The following is a 16,828-nucleotide window of genomic DNA, read 5'->3' as shown; positions in this document are numbered from 1 at the left end:
CGATGGAAACGGCGGCGCGCGCGGTGATGGCGCCGCAAGCGCGACCGGGAACACGGGGTGCGTGGTATCGGGGCTGGTTGTTGACGGCGGTGGACGGGACCACGTTCACGGTGCCGGACACCGAGGACAACGATCGCGAGTTCGGGCGACCCGGCTCAGGTCGTGGTGAGGGTAAGACGGCCTATCCCCAGATTCAGGCGGCCTGTGTGATCGAACTGGGCACGCATGCGGTGTTCGACGCCCGGATGGATGGGTATGCCGCCGCGGAGACGATGTTGATCGACGAGATGTTCTCCTCGCTGCGGCCGGGCATGCTGCTGCTGGCGGATCGGAACATCTACTCGTTCCACCGGTGGATCAAGGCGGTCGATACTGGCGCTGACCTGCTGTGGAGGGTGACCGCGAACCTCATTCTGCGGCCGGTGGAACTGCTGGCTGATGGTTCCTGCGTCGCCGAGGTGATCCCGCCCAGAAAGTCCGGCCGGGTGTCGTTTCGGCTGCGCGTTGTCGAGTACAAGCTTCCTGGATCGGATGAGGTGTATCGGCTGGTGACCACGATCATGGATCCACAGCGGGCTCCCGCGAAGGATCTCGCGATCCTGTATCACGAGCGGTGGGACGTCGAGGGTTTTCTGAAGCAGATCAAGAGTGTTCAGCTCAACGCTGAGAAGATCTTTCGATCGAAGTCGCCCGAGGGGGTGCGGCAGGAGTTCTGGGCGCACCTGGCGGTGCACTACGCCACGATGCGCGTGCAGGTGGACGCCGCTGATCACGCGAAATTGGATCCGGATCGGATCTCGCATAAAAACACGGTTCGTATCATCCGGTCCCGCGTGTGGAAACCGGAATCTTTCCCCCCTCACACACGATAATGATCACTACCGGGTCCTGCTCGCTGAGGTGCTTGAGGAGATCAATCCGGAGCGCAGGGACCGGAGCTATCCACGCGTGATCAAGAGAAAGATGAGCAATTTTCCGGTCAAGAGGGCCCAGCATCGCCAGCGACACCAGGCCAGCAGACCGCCTCACTCAGCCGTCGGCATCACTCCTCCCAGCAAGACCGGGCACCGGCGCCGACCAGCCACAACCACCTAACCCACCGGCATTGCGGCTAGCCGCGGCTCGACCGCCACAGGCCGACGAAACTCTCCATTCGCGCCCCGAAGTTGTCCACAGGCCCACGCGAATCCTTTGACCTGCGGCTATTCCCGATAGACTGGAAGCACGGGGTGCCCCCGGAGTGGGCGGGGGCTGCCATCGCGCGCGCGAGCGGACAAGGGTCGTCCGATCGGGTTGGGCCGGGTTCGGTGTTCCCGAAGGGTGGGTCGGCGAGGTCCGATCCGGTTCCGGCGTGGCGCCCTCCGGCTCAGTTCGAACCTGCGGCCAGGTGGTCGCGGATCGTCGTCATGACTTCGGTGAGCCTGCCGCGGGTCGCGGGGTCGGTCACCGTCCCGTCCGCGCCGAGGAGGTCGCGGGTCACGGGGATGCGGCCGGTCGCCTTCGTGATCACGTCGGTGTCCAGGTAGCCCAGCACGATCGCCAGGGAGTCGTGCGCCTTGTCGCCGCGGCCTTCGGGGGCGGCGTTGATCCACGCCACCGGCTTGCCGGACATCTCGCCGCCGCCGACGGTCCAGTCCAGCAGGTTCTTGAAGCTCCCGGGCAGCGCGCCGGCGTACTCGGGCGTGCAGAACAGGACCGCGTCCGCGGCGGCGATCGCGCGACGCAGGTCGGCCACCGGCGCGGGCGGCGACTCGCCGTCGTCGTCGGGGTTGAAGGCTGGCAGGGACGCCAGGCCGGTCCACGTCACGGTCGTCACGCCGGCCGGGGCAACCTCGGCCGCGGCGCGCAGAGCCGCCGCGTTCGTCGAGCCGGCGCGGGTGCTGCCGGAGATCAGCAAGACCTCACTCATCGAGCTCCTCCAGGGTTCGCTTGGCTATGGCGAAGGCCGAGTTGCCCGCCGGCACGCCCGCGTAGACGGCCGTGTGCAGCAGGATCTCCGCGATCTCCGCCCTGGTCAGGCCGTTGCGCAGCGCCGCGCGGACGTGCATCGGGATCTCCTCGTGGCTGCGCAGCGCGGTCAGCGCGGTCAGCGTGACCACGCTGCGGGTCCGCCGGTCCAGGCCGGGCCGGGTCCACACCGAGCCCCACGCCGACTCGGTGATGAAGTCCTGGAACGGCCGGGTGAAGTCGGTGGTCGCGGCCACCGCGCGGGCCACGTGCTCGTCGCCCAGGACGGCGCGGCGGACCTCCATCCCGGCGGCGCGGCGGGACCGCAGGTGGCTCAGGATCAGCGCGGTGAACTCCGCCGGCCGCTCGACGTTGCCGAGGTGGGCGGCGCCGGGCACGATCTCCAGCCGCGCGTCGGGGATGGCCGCGGCGATGCGGCGGGCGTGCTCCGGCGGGGTCGCCTGGTCCTGGTCGCCGGCGATCACCAGCGTCGGCGTGGCGATCGTGGGCAGCGCGTCCACGATCGACATCGTCTCGATGGCGGTGCAGCAGGACGCGTAGCCCTCCGCGTTCGTGCCGGCCACCATCTCGTGCAGCCAGGCCGACAGCGGCGGGTTGGCCGCGCGGCCGGCGTGGGTGAGCCACCGGCCCACCGCGGCGTCGGCGAGACTGTCCATTCCGGACTCGCGCGCGGCGCGGGCCCGCTCGGCCCACATCTCGCGCGGGCCCAGCTCGGCCGACGTGCAGCAGAGAACGAGCCGGTCCAGGCGCTCCGGGTGGTGCTCGGCGAGCCACATCCCCGTCATCCCGCCCAGCGACAGCCCGGCGAGCGACACCCGGGCCAGCCCGAGCCGGTCGAGCAGCGCGAGCAGGTCCGCGCCCAGCTCCGGCAGCGAGTACGGCCCGTCCGGCGCGGGGGAGCGCCCGTGCCCGCGGTGGTCGTAGCGCACCACCCGGAAACCGGCCGCCAGCAACGGCTCCACCTGCGGGTCCCACATCCGCAGGTCACTGCCGAGCGAGCCGGCCAGCACCACCGCGGGTGCGTCGGCCGGGCCAACCACCTCGTGGTGCACCTCGACGGTCATCGCTCCTCCTCGTACGCGGCCAGGGCGCGGTCGATGAACACGTCCGCCGCGCCCAGATAACCCGACGGGTCCAGCAGCCGCGCCGCACGCTCCCGGGACAGCCCCAGCGCGGGATGCTCCGCGAGCCGGGTGGCCAGGTCCCCGCCGGCGCGGACGCACTCGGTCACCGCGTCGTGCGCGACCAGCCGCCCCACCGAGGACGCCAGCGCGGTGGTGACCCGCTCGGCCAGCAGCGCGCCACCCGTCCGCTCGAGGTTGGCTCGCATGCGGTCCGGACGCACGGCCAGGCGCTCGAGGCTCGTCCGCAGCCACCACACCGCCGATCCCGTGCAGCACAACAGCTCCCGCAGCGGCTGCCACTCCGCGTGCCACGCGCCGGCCGCCCGCTGGTGCTCGTGCGCCATCGAACCCAGGAGCGTCGCGACCAGGCCCGGCGCCCGGGCGGCCGACGCCCGCGCCGAGATCGCCGCCACGGGGTTCTGCTTGTGCGGCATCGTCGACGAGCCGCCGACCCCCGCGCCCGCGGACTCGGTGAGCTCGCCGACTTCCGTCTGGGCCAGCAGCACGACGTCGCCGGCGATCTTGGCCACCGTCCCGCAGACCCGGCCCGACGCCCCCGCCAGCGCCGCGATCGGGCCGCGGTCGGTGTGCCACGGCAGCGCCGGCTCGGCCAGCCCGAGCCGCCGCGCGTACGCCGCCACCACCGCGGGCCCGGCCGAGCCCAGTGACGCCAGCGTCCCGACCGCGCCGCCCAGCTGCGCCGGCAGCGACACCGACCGCAGCGCGGCCCCGGCCGACCCGAGCGCCGCCAGCCAGCTCGCGGCCACCAGCCCGAACGACGTCGGCAGCGCCTGCTGCAACAAGGTCCGGCCGGCCTGGACCGTGTCCCGGTGCGCCACGGCCAGCGCGGCGAGCGAGGCGCGGCAGGCGGCCACGTCGGCCAGCACCGCCGCGACGGCGGACCGCGCGACCGACATCGCGGCCGTGTCGACGATGTCCTGGCTCGTCGCTCCGAAGTGGACATACCGGGAGGCGGGCCCGCCCACCTGCTCGGTGATCGCCCGCGCCAGCGGCGCCGCCGGGTTGCCCGACGCGGCCGCCGAGCGGGCCAGCGCGGCCAGGTCGTACCGGGACGCCTCGCACACCTCGGCGATCGCGGCCGCCGCCTCGGCGGGGATCAGCCCGACCTCCGCCTGGGCCCCGGCCAGCGCGGCCTCCGCGTCGAGCATCGCCTGCAGCCACGCGTCGTCGGCCACCAGCGCCCGCACCGGCCCGGCGGCCAGGACCTCGTCGAAGAGCATCAGCCGAACAGGTCCGACTCGGACATCGACTCGGCGCCCTCCCGGATGAACCACTCGGTGCCGAAGGTGAACCCGAACGCCTCGTCCGGCATCGCGAGGAAGAACGACTGCTCGCTGATCTGGCTCGCGTGCGCGCGCATCGCCTGCCGCTTGTACGTCACGTAGGAGGACACGTCCACCGCCGTGGTGATGACCGACTCCGGCGAGCCGAAGTCGTCCCCCAGGTCCGGCAGCTCGATCCCCGCGCGCTCGGCGAACTCGGTGCGGCCGCGGGTCGCGCGGTCCCGGTTCATGGTCGCCTGGAACACCTTCGGCGTGCTGGCGAGCTCGGCGGCCCGCATGCCCACCCGGTGGACCTGGATGTGGTCCGGGTGCCCGTACCCGCCGTGGTCGTCGTACACGGTGAGGACGTCGGCGTTCTCCGCGCGCAGGATCGCGGCCAGCCGCCCGGCGGCCTCCTCGACCGGCGCGGTCCAGAACGTCCCCGGCACGTCGTTCGTCGGCTCGCCCATCATCCCGGAGTCGGTGTAGCCCAGGAACTCCACGCGCGCCGCGCCAAGAATCCCGGCCGCGTCGTGGGTCTCCTTCACCCGCCGCTGCCACAGCTCCTCGTCGTCGCCGAGGAACCCCTCCGGCACCTCGCCCAGCTCACCGCGGGTCGCCACCACCAGCACCACCCGATGCCCCTCGTCCGCGGCCTTGCGCATCACGCCGCCACAGGTGATGCACTCGTCGTCGGGATGGGCATGGAAGGTCACCATCGTCGCCATGTCGCGAACCTACGCGAGCGGCCGCCGGTATGCGCCTGCCAGGATGCGCAGGTGACCGTCGAGATCGTGTACTGCGAAGGCTGGGACCCCGGCACCCGGTCGATCGTGCGCCCGCTGCCGGAGTCGGCCGCCCGCGAACGAGACTTCGCCGGCGACCAGTACGCCATGGTGTTCACCGACGAGCGGCCGCACGTGCTCGTCGAGATCTGCTGGTCGGCCCAGCACGCCGCCGTCTGGTACTTCGACGAGCAGGGCCGCCGCGAGCGCAAGCTCGAGTTCCGCCGCTGGCCCGAGGACCGGCTGGTGCTGCTGGAGGCCAGACAGTGGGCGTACGAGGCGGACACGGCGGAGTTCCACGCCGGCGAGCCGCAGTGGCGCCACCCGTACTGGACCGCGCAGTACCACGTGGACGGCCAGCGCCGGGTGTCCTCGGGCAACTGGCAGGACCGGCCGGACCTGGTGGTCGACCCGACCTCGCACGCGGTGCCGGCGTTCGGCGACTGGTCGGCCGTGGTCGGCGACGTGGGCCCGACGATCGTGCGGGCCGACCCGCTGGAGCCGGCCGCGCCGCTGGAGGAGCTGCCGTGGCGCCCGCCGGTGCCCACGCGGCCGCGCCAGCTGGAGGAGACCTTCGAGCCGGGCACGCGGTTCACCCTCGACGACGGCAGCGAGGTCACCGTCGAGATCGCCGACGGGGGCCGGCTGCGGCTGCCGAGCGGCCGGCTGGTCGTCGCGGACCCGGACCCGTGGATGCACGAGGTCACGCCGTTCGTCGAGACCGTGCCGCCCGGCGAGTACCCGCTGGAGGTGGCGGTCGTGCGGTTCGCGGACAACCCGGACCACACCCGGGTCGCCGCGTGCCGGCTGCCGGTGTGGGGCCGGCCGACGGTCACGTGGGACAACGCGTGGCGGCCCGGCGAGCACGAGCTGCTGCTCGGCGACGGCGAGTTCTTCGGCGTCGGCGTGGACGGCGGCCGGGTCGCGCTCGTCGACGCCGAGGTCGCGCAGGCCTACGAGGACACCATCGAGGACGCCTACGACGACATGGAGGGCTGGGCGCACGAGGTGCCCGAACCCGCGTCCGGCGCGAACCTGATCACCGTCGAGTCGGGCTGGGGCGACGGCTCCTACCCGGTGTGGGTCGGCCGCGACGTCGACGGCAAGCTCACGTGCTTCGTGGTGGACTTCCTGGTGCTGGCGCACGCGAAGCGGCTGGACTGACCCCTTCGGCGGCGAGCGCCTCCTCGGCGGACGGGTGGACCGCCGGGGCCTCGTCGTCGGCGTCGCGCGGCAGCGTCTCCGGCGCGGGCAGCCAGACCAGCGCGGCCACCAGGCACAGCGCGCCGGTGACGGTGAACGCGGCGGTGTAGGACAGCTGGTCGGCGAGCATGCCGGCGGCGACGGGGCCGATCACGGCGCCGATGTCGGCCGACATCTGGAACGCGGCGAGCACCGGCCCGCCGCGGCCCTTCGAGCCGATGACGTCGGCGATCGTCGCCTGCTGCGGCGGAGAGAGCAGGCCCGCGCCGAGCCCGGCGACGACGGTGGCGGCGAGGAACAGCGGGACCGTGTCGGTGAAGCCGACCCAGATCGTGCCGCCCCCGGACACGAGCAGCCCGACGAGGATGATCGGCTTGCGCCCGATGGTGTCGGCGAGCCTGCCGGAGAACATGAGCATGGCCACGTTGCCGGCGGCGAACACGGCGAGCGCGGTGCCGGCGAACGCGCCGTCGCGGCGCAGCACCTCCTCGACGAACAGCGGCACCAGCGACACCCGCACGCCGAACACGGCCCAGCCGTTGGCGAAGCTCGAGCCGAGCGCGGCGACGTAGCCGCGGTGCCGGAACGCCGCGCGCAGGGTGATCGCGGGTGCGTCGCCGTCGCCGACCGGCGCGGCGAGCGGGGAGTCGCGCAGGAACCACCACACGATGGCCACGGCGATGAACAGCATGCCGGCGTAGACCAGGAACGGCGCGCGCACCGAGATGGTGATCAGGCCGCCACCCAGCAGCGGGCCCATCACGTTGCCCAGCAGGAAGCCCGTGCCCCACAGGCCCGACGCCCGCCCGCGCAGCGGCACCGGGGTGACCCGGATCAGCAGCGCGATCGCGGACACGGTGAACATCGTCGAGCCGATGCCGCCGACCGAGCGGAACAGCACCAGCTGCCAGTACGCGGAGGCGAACGCGCACGCCCCGGTGGTGACCGCGACGATCGAGATGCCGGCCAGGTACACCCGCCGCTCGCCGAGCAGGCCGACGAGCCGCCCGCTGGCCGGCGCGAACACCAGCCGGGCCACCGCGAACGCGCTGACCACGATGGACGCGGCGGTGACGGAGACGTTGAAGCTGCGCGCGAACGTGGGCAGCGCGGGGGCGACCAGGCCGAACCCGGCGGCGATCACGAAGTTGGCGGCGACGAGGACCCAGACCTCGCCGGGTAACCGGGTGGGGTGCGCCCGCGTCGACCCTGGTGCGGCGCCCACCCGCGATCACCGTCCCCAACCACGTCGTCGTCTGTGTCCGCGTCGTCTGCGTCCGCTTCGCGTCAACCACATGATCGCGCCACGCATTCCGGATCCCGACTGCTATACAAGGTCACATGTCACGATGGGGGCTGGGTAAAGCGATGCTCGTGGTCGCCGTGCTGGCGGTCGTCGGGTCGACCCCGGCGGCCGCGCGCGGCAAGCCGGCGAACCTCGCGCTGGTCGACGCGGCCGCCACCCAGGCGCTGGTCGCCCGCGCGACGTCGCTGAGCGAGAAGCTGTTCTCCTACGACTACCGCGACCTCGCCGGACACGAGCGGCGCGTCGAGGAGCTGTCCACCGGTCACTTCAAGGACCGCTACCGCGAGCTGTTCAGCGCCGTGCTCGACGCGGCACCCGCCGAGAAGCTGACGCTGAGCAGCACGGTCGTCGCCGCCGCGGCACAGGAACTCACCGGCGACCGCGCCAAGGTGCTCGCGTACCTGGACCAGACCGCGACCCGCGGGGCCACCGGGGCGAGCACGACCGGCGCCGCGATGTTCCTGCTGTCGCTGCGCCAGGTGGACGGCCAGTGGCTCGCGTCCGAGATCGACACCTTCGAGGGCCGATGATCACCCCACCACCGCCGCGGCGGAGCCGGACGCCGTTGCTCGTCGCCGTCGGGCTCGTGCTCGGCCTGGTCGTCGCCGGGGTCATCGTGCTGGTCGTGGTCAAGAACGACTCGACCGAGCCGCTGGCGGCCGCGCCGACGGCGACCTCGACGGCGCCGTCGGAGGACGACCGCCTCGCCACCGCCCGCGACGAGGCGCTCGCCGCGGCCGAGGAGGTCGCGAAGGTGTTCAACACCCTGGACTACCGCCGGCTCGATGCCGGCCTCGCCGAGTGGGAGGGGCTCGCGACCGGCCCGCTGCTCGACCAGCTGCGCAACAACCGCCAGCAGATGACCGACGCGGTCACCAAGGCGAAGTCGGTGAGCACGGGCTCGGTGCTCGCCGCGGCCGCCGAGGAGGTGAACGCCGACAAGGGCACCGCGCAGGTCCTGGTCGCCACGTCGGTCCAGGTCGAGCTGGCCGGCTCGGCGCAGACCGCGAAGCGGTTGCGGCTGCGCGTCGGGCTCGAGAGGACGCCGGACGGCTGGAAGGCGAGCGACCTCGGCCAGGTCAACCAGGGCGGTTGAACGCGAAAGGCGCCTCCCGGAGACCGGAAGGCGCCTTCCCGACGGGGTTTCTCAGCCGATGTCGCGGCGGCGGAACGCGGACAAGCCGATCGTCACCAGGATCGCGGCGATCAGGGTGAGCATGATCAGCGGCGTCGCGGACAGCTCACCGCCGGGCAGCTTGGGCGAGTGGGTGAACGGCGACAGGTCCATCGTCCACTGCGGCAGGCCCAGCACCGAGCCGAGCTGACCCAGCACCAGGAACAACACCAGCGCGCCCCAGCCGATCATGATCAGCCCCGGCGCGAGGCCGGACACCGCGATCGTGATGCCGGTCAGCACCCACACCGCGGGCAGCTGCGCGAGCGCGGCCACCAGGACCCGGCCGATCTCGGCCATGTTGCCGGTCGCCGCGCCGTGCGCGAAGCCCGCGCCCACGCCGATCACCACCATCAGCGCCGTCGTGCCGGCCAGCGCGACCACCACGTGGCTCGCCGCCCACCGCAGCCTGCTCACCCGGGTCGCGAGGATCGGCTCGGCCCGGCCGGCCGTCTCCTCGGCCCGCAGCCGCAGCGCCGCCGAGATCCCGTACGCGGACACGACCAGCGCGAGGATCGCCATCTCCGCCGACAGGAACGCGTCGGTGAGGCCGCGCTGGCCACCCAGCTTCATGATCATGTCGCGGGCCTGCGGAGTGTCGGCGAACTGGCCGACCTGGGAGGCGATGCTGCCCATCGCCAGGCCGCCGAGCGCGACCCCCACGAGCCAGCCGGTGAGCCCGCCCCGGTGCAGCCGGACCGCGAGCGCCAGCGGCGTGCGCAGCCGCGGGCCCGCCGCCGGGCGACCGGGCCGCTGCGCCAGCAGGCCCGCGCCGTGGTCGCGCCGGGCCACCAGCGCGTACGCGGCCACGGTCACCAGCACCGCGAAGGCCACCAGGTAGCCGAGCACCCACCAGCGGTCCCCGGCGAACGGCCGGACCTGCTGCGCCCAGCCGATCGGCGAGAGCCACGACAGCCACGACGACGTGTCCACCCCGGACGCGTCGCCCGCGGCCCGCAGCACGTAGGCGGTCGCGAGCACCGCGGCACCCAGCCCGTTCGCGGTCCGCGCGCTCTCCGTGACCTGCGCGGCCACCGCGCCGACCGCGGCGAACGCGATGCCCGCGCCGGCCCAGGACAGCCCGAACGCGAGCGCGCCACCGGCCGGCAGGCCCGCGCCGACCAGGCTGAGCGCGGTGAGCAGGGCCAGCGCCAGCGTGGTGCCGACGGACAGCAGCAGCGCGGCGGTGAGCGCGGCGTAGCGGCCGACGACGGTGGCGCCGATCAGCTCGAGCCGGCCGGTCTCCTCCTCGGCGCGGGTGTGCCGGACCACGGTGAAGATCGCGACCAGGGCCACCAGCGCGGCACCCATCGCGCCGAGCTTGAACATCGAGACCGCGCCGAGCGAGGCCGGGTCGAACACCCGGCCGTACAGCGCGAGCGTGGCCGGCGTGTCGTTGACCGCGGCCGCGGCCCGCAGCCGCGACTCCATCGTCGTGAAGAGGCTCTGCGACGCCGACGCGGAGCCCGCGGCCATCGCGACGAACAGCAAGATCCACACCGTCGCGACGATCCGGTCCCGGCGCAGCCCCAGGCGCAGCAGCGCGCCGGTGCCGACGAAGACGTCCCGCCGGCCGGTGGCCGCCGCGCGGGCCGGCCGTTCGGTGGTGGGCAGGGCCGTGGTGGTCGGGTTGATGGTCACTGTGATACCACCGCGTGCCGGCCGTTCCTGCCGTCCTCGAGCGTGAGGTCGGCCTCGTAGTGGCGCAGGAACAGCTCCTCCAGCGTCGGCGGCTGGCTCGTGAGGCTGCGCACGCCGGCCTCGGCGAGCTTGCGCAGCACGGCGTCGAGGTCCTTGGTGTCGACGTCGAACTTCACCTGGTTGCCGTCGACCTTGAGGTCGTGCACGCCCGGGAGCTTCGCCAGACCGTCGGGCACGGTGGCGACCTCGGCGGAGATCGACGTGCGGGTGAGGTGGCGCAGCTCGGACAGCGTGCCGGTCTCGACCGTGCGACCCAGCCGGATGATGCTCACCCGCTGGCACAGGGCCTCGACCTCGGCGAGGACGTGGCTCGACAGCAGCACCGTGCGGCCGCGGTCGTGCTCCTCGGCGATGCAGTCCTGGAACACGGCCTCCATCAGCGGGTCCAGCCCGGAGGTCGGCTCGTCCAGGATCAGCAGCTCGACGTCCGAGGACAGCGCGGCCACCAGGGCGACCTTCTGCCGGTTGCCCTTGGAGTAGGTGCGGCCCTTCTTCGTCGGGTCCAGGTCGAAGCGCTCGAGGAGGTCGGCCCGCCGCTTCGGGTCCAGGCCGCCACGCAGCCGGCCGAGCAGGTCGATCACCTCGCCCCCGGACAGGTTCGGCCACAGCGAGACGTCGCCGGGCACGTAGGCGAGCCTGCGGTGCAGGGAGGTGGCGTCGGTCCACGGGTCGCCGCCGAGCAGTTGGAGGTCGCCGGAGTCGGCACGGAGCAGGCCGAGCAGCACGCGGATGGTCGTCGACTTCCCCGCCCCGTTGGGGCCGAGAAACCCGTGCACCTCGCCGGTGTGGACCGTCAGATCCAACCCGTCCAGCGCGCGTGTCTGGCCGAACGTCTTGACCAGGCCGGACACGGAGATTGCGGTTGTCATGCCCACGAACGTACAGTGATTTCACAAAGTTGTGAAGTTAAGAAACCGTATAAACTGATCGAGATCACACGACCGGAGTGGATGATGCAGAACGTGACGAACGAGCCCGATGAGGACGCGGTGGCGCGGTTCGTCGAACGGTTCGCGCTGATCATGGTCGAGGCGGGGGTGCCCCGGATGCCGGCGCGGGTGTTCGGCGCGCTGCTGGTTGCCGAGGAGGGCAAACGCACCGCGGGGGAGCTGGCCGAGCAGCTGAGCGTGAGCCCGGCCGCGATCTCCGGCGCGGTCCGGTACCTGGCGCAGGTCGGGCTCGTCCTGCGGGCCCGCGACCCCGGCGAGCGGCGCGACCACTACGAGGTCACCGACGACCTCTGGTTCGAGGCGTACGCCAACCGGGACAAGCAGCTGGAGACGTGGGCGACGCTGCTCGCCGACGGCGCCGCGGCCGTCGGCATCGACACCAAGGCAGGCGCCCGCCTCGACGAGAGCCGCAAGTTCTTCGACTTCCTCCGCGGGGAGGTCCCGAGCATGCTGCAGCGGTGGCGCGACTACCAACGCGAGCACGGGAGCCGGGTCCGCGAGGTTGAGTAGGTTGGCAGGGTGTCCGACGCGAACCCCGTGCACCCCCTCGCCGACGAGTTGCTCGAGCTCGTCTGCGACGCCGACCCCGTGTGGGCGACCGTCCTCGGGCTGCCCGGCCACGACGACAAGCTGAGCGACCGGTCCGAGCAGGCGCAGCAGGCGGTCCGGGCCAAGGCGCTCGACATCGCCGCCCGCGCGTCGGCCCTCGACGTCTCGGGGCTCCCCGCCGACGACGCGGTGACCAGGTCGGCGGTCGTGCACCACGCCGGCCAGCTGGTCACCGAGGTCGACGCGCGCGGCGTCGAGTACACGATCTCCGACACGTTCGTCGGCCCGGCGGCCGAGCTGATCGCGATGCTGCCGGTGATCGTGCTGTCCGACGCCGGGCAGGCCGAGTCCTACCTGAACCGGCTGCGCGCCGTGCCGGCGTTCCTCGACACGGTCGCCGAGCGGCACCGCTCGGGGGTCGCCGCCGGCCGGGTGCCGGTGGCGCGCCTGGTCCGCGCGGCCGTCGAGCACGTCGACCGCTACTTCGGCGCGGACGAGGACCCGCTGACCCGCCCCTCGTTCGACGCGGAGTCGTTCCGCACCGAGCGGGACCGGGTACTGGCCGACGTGGTCCACCCGGCCTTCGCCCGCTACCGCGACGTCCTGTCCGGCGAGCTCGCCCAGCACGGCCGCGACGAGTCACACGTCGGCCTGTGCTGGCTCCCCGGCGGCGACGCGATGTACACCGGCCTGGCCCGTGTCCACACGAGCACCGACCGGACTCCCGAGGAGCTGCACCAGACGGGCCTGGACGTCATCGCCCGGCTCACCGAGGAGTACGCCGAGATCGGCTCGCGGGTCTTCGGCACCCGGGACCGCGCCGAGATCTTCACCCGCATGACCACCGACCCGGCGACGCGCTGGCGCGACGCCGACGAGCTGCTCGAGTCGGCCCGCTCGGCGGTCACCCGGGCCGAGGCCGCGGCGCCCGGCTGGTTCGGCCGGCTGGCGAGCTCGCAGTGCAAGGTCGAGCCGGTGCCGCCGGCCGACGCGCCGGGCGCGGCCGCCGCGTACTACGTGTGGCCGTCGATGGACGGCAAGCGGCCGGGGACCTACGTCGCCAACACGCACCGGCCCGAGGAGCGGTACCGGTTCGAGTCCGAGGTCACTGCGTTCCACGAGGCCGTGCCAGGGCACCACTTCCAGATCGCGCTCGCCCAGGAGCTGACCCACCTGCCGATGTTCCGCCGGGTCGTCACGTCCAACGCGTACGCGGAGGGCTGGGGCCTCTACACCGAGCGCCTGGCCGACGAGATGGGTCTGTACAGCTCGGAGGTTTCCCGGCTCGGCATGCTCGCGATGGACTCCATGCGCGCGGGCCGGCTCGTGGTCGACACGGGCATGCACCACAAGGGCTGGAGCCGCGCCCAGGCGATCGGCTTCCTGCGCGACAACACGCCGATGTCCGACCTCGAGATCGGCAGCGAGATCGACCGCTACATCGCCGAGCCCGGCCAGGCGCTGGCGTACATGGTCGGCCGCCTGGAGATCCAGCGAATGCGCACGGCCGCCGAGACCCGCCTGGGCGACCGCTTCGACATCAAGGCCTTCCACGACGTGGTGCTGGGCAACGGCCCTCTCCCGTTGGCCGTGCTCGACGAGGTCGTCACCGCCTGGTCACCCAGCTAGTGTCCGGCGCGGGAAACTAGCCGACCTTTACCGTCGCCAGGATGTCCTTCGCCACCGAGGTCGGCAGGGGCTTCGGGTCGGCCGGGCCGCCGGTCACGTCGCTCACCACGACCAGCATCGCGACCCCGGCCGGCTTGCCCTGCGCCTCGAGCAGCACGCCGACGATCGCGATCTCCCCCTTCGTCGCCTCGCACTTCGGCTTGGTGACCTGCGGCGTCACGGTGGCGTTGAGGGTCATGGCCTGCTTGCCGTCGACCTCGATCTTCGTCGGCTCGGGCACGTCGACCTTCGCCGTGTCCTTGAAGTAGCCCGTGCCGAAGGACTTCGCGAAGTCCTTCACGGTCTTGGTGAGGTCGAGCGCGGCGCCGTTCTTGCCCTGCACGTCGCCGCTGGCCGCGAAGCTGCGGATGTAGCCGCCGCCCTCGCAGTTGTAGATGCCGTAGTCGGCCGAACCGGTGAAGTCGACACCCAGCCCACTGGGCCGCGGGCTCGTCGACGTCTTCCAGTCGTCGGGCACCTCGTAGGTGAGGCCGGCGTCGGCGGTGTTGTCGACGGGCTGCCAGCCCTGCTTGGCCCCCGGGCCGCTGGTCGGTCCGGACGAGGACTCACCGGAGGTCGACGGCTGGTCCGAGGTCTGCTTCGGCGTCGATGCCGCGGTCGAGTCGGACGGCCCGGCCGAGGACCCGCCGCCGTCCCGGTTGACGAGCACGATCGCCACCACCGCGCCGACGATGATCACGATCGCGAGCACGCCGAGGATCATCGGCAGCTTCGACCGGCGCGGGGGCGGCGGCGGGGGACCGTAGTCCTGCGCGGGGAAACCGCCCGTCTGGTACGGGTTGTACTGCCCGCCGTACGGGTCCTGGCCGTAGCCGCCCTGGGCGTACGGGTCGGGTTGCGCGTACGGGTTCGGGCCCGGGTTCGGCTGGGCGTACGGGTCCGGTTGGGCATAGGGGTCGGGCTGCCCGTACGGGTTGGCGTTGTACGGCGCGGTGCCCTGGGGGCCGTACGGATCGCCGCCGTAGGGGTTCGGCGGCTGGTTCCACCCGCCCTGGTTCCCCTCGTTGCCCTGCCATCCGGTCACACCCCGGACAGTAGTCGGCCGGGGCACGCCGCGCGGAGGCTCACCGAGGTAACGGTGTGCTATCGGAGTGGCCGGGTTCCGCGGGAGAAAACGGTCCGGTACCCACGAGAACCGCGACAAGATCAACTGGAGCCCGCACGACGGCTACCCCGTGCGCGGCACGGCACGCTGGCCGCCGTACTCACCGACCCCGGCCCCGCGGCCGAGGAACACCGGGCGGCCCGGCCGAGACCGGCGCGTCGGTCGTCGGGCCGCCCGTGGGCGCGGGGTCGGCTCGCTGGTGTTCCCGCGGCACCGCAGGCGCACCCGAGCGGCTCGCCGTAAGGTCATCCGATGGTGGCCCTGCCTCCGGAATTGCCGGGGGAGGGCCACCATCGGCCGTAGTAAGTTTGGTTCGCGGCCACCGGTTGATCGAGCGTGGAGGAGCAATCATGGGCATCGACTTCGGTGAACTGAAGAACAAGGCCGAGGGCCTCGTCGAGAAGCACGGTGACAAGATCGAGCAGGGTGTCGAGAAGGCAGGCGACTTCGCGAAGAAGCGCTTCGGCCACGACGAGCAGGTGGACAAGGTCGTCGACAAGATCCAGGACGCCATCCCCCACCGTCCCGGCCCCGGCTCGGCCACCCCGGACGCCACCGAGAAGTGAGCACCCCGCCACCTGGCTCGGGCTCGACGCGCAAGCCACTCATGATCACCTGGCAGGGCGTGGCCGCGCCGCGCCTGGAGTCGGTGCGCCTGCTGGTCTCCGGCAGCCGGCTGCGGGCGTCCGGCCGGGTCGTCGCCGCCGCCGATCCCGGCACGGGTGCGGAGGCGTTCAGCGCGTCGTTCGAGTTCACGGTGGCCCGCACCGGTGACGTCGGCAAGGGCTTCTTACGCACCGTCACCGCGGACGAGGAGCGCCAGGTCTCGGTGGGCCGCACCGAGGACGGCGTGTGGCTGATCGACCACGGCCAGGGCGCGGCCCGCAACGAGTTCGACGGCGCCGCGGACGTCGACGTGGCCGGCCTGGTGTCGTTCACCGCACTGCCCATCCGCCGGTTAGGCCTGCACCGGCAGCCGGGTGAGCACGAGCTGCCGGTGCTGTACGTGTCGATGCCGGACCTGTCGATGCGCCTGGTCCACCAGACGTACAAGACGGTCTCCATCGACGACAAGGGCGCCGTGATCAACTACACCGTCCCGGAGTTCTCCACGAACCTCACCGTCGACCCCGACGGCCTGGTCATCGACTACCCAGGCATAGCCAAGCGCGTATAAGGCCTGTCTCGTAGATCATCGGGTGAAGTCCTGCGCCGACCACCGGAACCTCAGGGGACCGTGACGGCACCCGGCCACCATCCACCTCGATACCCGCACTGTTCGCCGGGACGCAACGCACACTTTCAAATCCCGGGGAGGCGGCTAGCCGGGCAGCTCGGCGATCGCCACGTTGTCGTCGATGCGCAGGATCCGGCCGCCGCCCGCGCCAAGGGAACGCAGGTCCTCGAAGGCCTCCGGGTCGGTGAGGTTCACGTGGACCTCCTCCTTCGGGCCCGTCCGCACGTGCGTCAGCTCCGTGCGGGCCGCGTTGCCCGAGCCGACGGTCGCCGCGAGGCCGCCCGTCGACGCCAGTGCGCCGCGGGCCGCGCCCAGCCGGCCGAGCGCGTCGTCGACCGCGTTCAGCAATGCCGGCCGGTTCCCCTCGCACATCGCCAGCACCAGCTCCGGCCTGGTGCCCGCCACCCGCGTCCCGTCGGTGAACGACCCCGCCGCCAGCGCCAGCGCGAGCGGCCCACCGTCCGCGCCGGTCGCCGCCAGCACGGCGGCCAGCAGGTGCGGCAGGTGCGACACCCGCGCCACCGCCGCGTCGTGCTCGCCCGCGGTGGTCGGCACGACGTGCGCTCCGCAGTCCAGCGCCAGCGCCGCCGCCTCCCGCCACGCCGCCGGGTCGGTCTCCTCGTCGGCCACGACGACCCACGGCGCGCCGTCGAACAACGTCTCCGACCCCGCCACCCACCCGGACTCCGACCGCCCCGCCATCGGGTGGCCGCCGGCGTACCGCGCGGCCGGCACGAGCCGCCCGACCGCGTCG

Annotated in this window: 17 protein-coding genes and 1 pseudogene; 8 read left to right on the top strand and 10 right to left on the bottom strand. The window is 72.7% G+C overall.

The window, feature by feature from the left end; genetic code table 11:
• On the top strand, positions 1–872 hold an 872-nt coding region (locus VGD70_RS24385; RefSeq protein ID WP_331085168.1), incomplete at its 5' end, for an IS4 family transposase.
• A gap of 494 nt (positions 873–1,366) precedes the next feature.
• Here the strand turns inward: VGD70_RS24385 and VGD70_RS24380 are convergent.
• The 5 genes and pseudogenes from VGD70_RS24380 to VGD70_RS24360 form a co-directional block, all read right to left on the bottom strand.
• Complete coding sequence (locus tag VGD70_RS24380) at positions 1,367–1,909, bottom strand: NADPH-dependent FMN reductase (protein WP_331085166.1); 543 nt, start codon at positions 1,907–1,909, stop codon at positions 1,367–1,369.
• A complete protein-coding gene (gene pcaC / locus VGD70_RS24375; protein ID WP_331085170.1) occupies positions 1,902–2,252 on the bottom strand; it encodes a 4-carboxymuconolactone decarboxylase in 351 nt (116 codons plus the stop codon). Before pcaC ends, VGD70_RS24380 begins: the two co-directional genes overlap by 8 nt.
• A gap of 30 nt (positions 2,253–2,282) precedes the next feature.
• A pseudogene (gene pcaD / locus VGD70_RS24370) lies at positions 2,283–3,032 on the bottom strand (3-oxoadipate enol-lactonase); the annotation flags it as partial.
• Positions 3,029–4,333, bottom strand: coding sequence for a 3-carboxy-cis,cis-muconate cycloisomerase (gene pcaB / locus VGD70_RS24365; protein ID WP_331085164.1), 1,305 nt, complete (start codon positions 4,331–4,333; stop codon positions 3,029–3,031). The pseudogene pcaD and the gene pcaB, both read right to left, overlap by 4 nt.
• Positions 4,333–5,103 carry a PIG-L family deacetylase gene (locus tag VGD70_RS24360; RefSeq protein WP_331085162.1) on the bottom strand — a complete coding sequence of 257 codons (771 nt, stop codon included), beginning with the start codon at positions 5,101–5,103 and terminating at the stop codon, positions 4,333–4,335. Before VGD70_RS24360 ends, pcaB begins: the two co-directional genes overlap by 1 nt.
• Positions 5,104–5,154: 51 nt before the next feature.
• Between VGD70_RS24360 and VGD70_RS24355 the strand changes: the two genes are divergently transcribed.
• Positions 5,155–6,324 carry a DUF4241 domain-containing protein gene (locus VGD70_RS24355; protein WP_331085160.1) on the top strand — a complete coding sequence of 390 codons (1,170 nt, stop codon included), beginning with the start codon at positions 5,155–5,157 and terminating at the stop codon, positions 6,322–6,324.
• Here VGD70_RS24355 and VGD70_RS24350 read toward each other — a convergent pair.
• Positions 6,269–7,588, bottom strand: a complete 1,320-nt coding sequence (locus VGD70_RS24350) for an MFS transporter (protein WP_331085158.1) — start codon at positions 7,586–7,588, stop codon at positions 6,269–6,271. The two genes, VGD70_RS24355 and VGD70_RS24350, sit on opposite strands and share 56 nt — an antisense overlap.
• A 143-nt stretch (positions 7,589–7,731) precedes the next feature.
• On the opposite strand from VGD70_RS24350, the gene VGD70_RS24345 reads away from it, so the two are divergent.
• Together VGD70_RS24345 and VGD70_RS24340 are read left to right on the top strand one after the other, a co-directional pair.
• Positions 7,732–8,199 (top strand): hypothetical protein, encoded by a 468-nt coding sequence (locus tag VGD70_RS24345; RefSeq protein ID WP_331085156.1) that lies wholly within the window; start codon positions 7,732–7,734, stop codon positions 8,197–8,199.
• Positions 8,196–8,765, top strand: coding sequence for a hypothetical protein (locus VGD70_RS24340; protein ID WP_331085154.1), 570 nt, complete (start codon positions 8,196–8,198; stop codon positions 8,763–8,765). Before VGD70_RS24345 ends, VGD70_RS24340 begins: the two co-directional genes overlap by 4 nt.
• A 51-nt stretch (positions 8,766–8,816) precedes the next feature.
• Here VGD70_RS24340 and VGD70_RS24335 read toward each other — a convergent pair whose 3' ends face one another.
• Positions 8,817–10,484, bottom strand: a complete 1,668-nt coding sequence (locus tag VGD70_RS24335; protein WP_331085152.1) for an ABC transporter permease — start codon at positions 10,482–10,484, stop codon at positions 8,817–8,819.
• Positions 10,481–11,413: an ABC transporter ATP-binding protein gene (locus tag VGD70_RS24330; protein ID WP_331085150.1), complete on the bottom strand. Its 933-nt coding sequence runs from the start codon at positions 11,411–11,413 to the stop codon at positions 10,481–10,483. The genes VGD70_RS24335 and VGD70_RS24330 overlap by 4 nt, the downstream gene beginning before the upstream one ends.
• Before the next feature lie 84 nt (positions 11,414–11,497).
• Here VGD70_RS24330 and VGD70_RS24325 point away from each other — a divergent pair, with 84 nt between their 5' ends.
• On the top strand, positions 11,498–12,004 hold the full coding sequence (locus tag VGD70_RS24325) for a GbsR/MarR family transcriptional regulator (protein WP_331085148.1): 507 nt from the start codon (positions 11,498–11,500) through the stop codon (positions 12,002–12,004).
• Positions 12,005–12,013: 9 nt separating this feature from the next.
• Positions 12,014–13,672, top strand: a complete 1,659-nt coding sequence (locus VGD70_RS24320; RefSeq protein ID WP_331085146.1) for a DUF885 domain-containing protein — start codon at positions 12,014–12,016, stop codon at positions 13,670–13,672.
• Between the two features lie 16 nt (positions 13,673–13,688).
• Here the strand turns inward: VGD70_RS24320 and VGD70_RS24315 are convergent, their stop codons facing one another.
• Positions 13,689–14,756 (bottom strand): hypothetical protein, encoded by a 1,068-nt coding sequence (locus tag VGD70_RS24315; protein WP_331085144.1) that lies wholly within the window; start codon positions 14,754–14,756, stop codon positions 13,689–13,691.
• Between the two features lie 431 nt (positions 14,757–15,187).
• Here VGD70_RS24315 and VGD70_RS24310 point away from each other — a divergent pair, with 431 nt between their 5' ends.
• Both VGD70_RS24310 and VGD70_RS24305 read left to right on the top strand, forming a co-directional pair.
• A complete protein-coding gene (locus VGD70_RS24310) occupies positions 15,188–15,403 on the top strand; it encodes an antitoxin (protein ID WP_331085142.1) in 216 nt (71 codons plus the stop codon).
• A gap of 41 nt (positions 15,404–15,444) precedes the next feature.
• Positions 15,445–16,014 carry a putative glycolipid-binding domain-containing protein gene (locus tag VGD70_RS24305; RefSeq protein ID WP_331085140.1) on the top strand — a complete coding sequence of 190 codons (570 nt, stop codon included), beginning with the start codon at positions 15,445–15,447 and terminating at the stop codon, positions 16,012–16,014.
• 144 nt (positions 16,015–16,158) lie between these two features.
• Here VGD70_RS24305 and VGD70_RS24300 read toward each other — a convergent pair.
• Positions 16,159–16,828: prephenate dehydrogenase/arogenate dehydrogenase family protein (locus tag VGD70_RS24300; protein WP_331085138.1), on the bottom strand; the 670-nt coding region annotated here is incomplete at its 5' end.

This window comes from Actinophytocola sp., from assembly GCF_036402745.1.
GTDB lineage: Bacteria > Actinomycetota > Actinomycetes > Mycobacteriales > Pseudonocardiaceae > Actinophytocola.
This window is presented reverse-complemented; position numbering and strand designations above follow the sequence as displayed.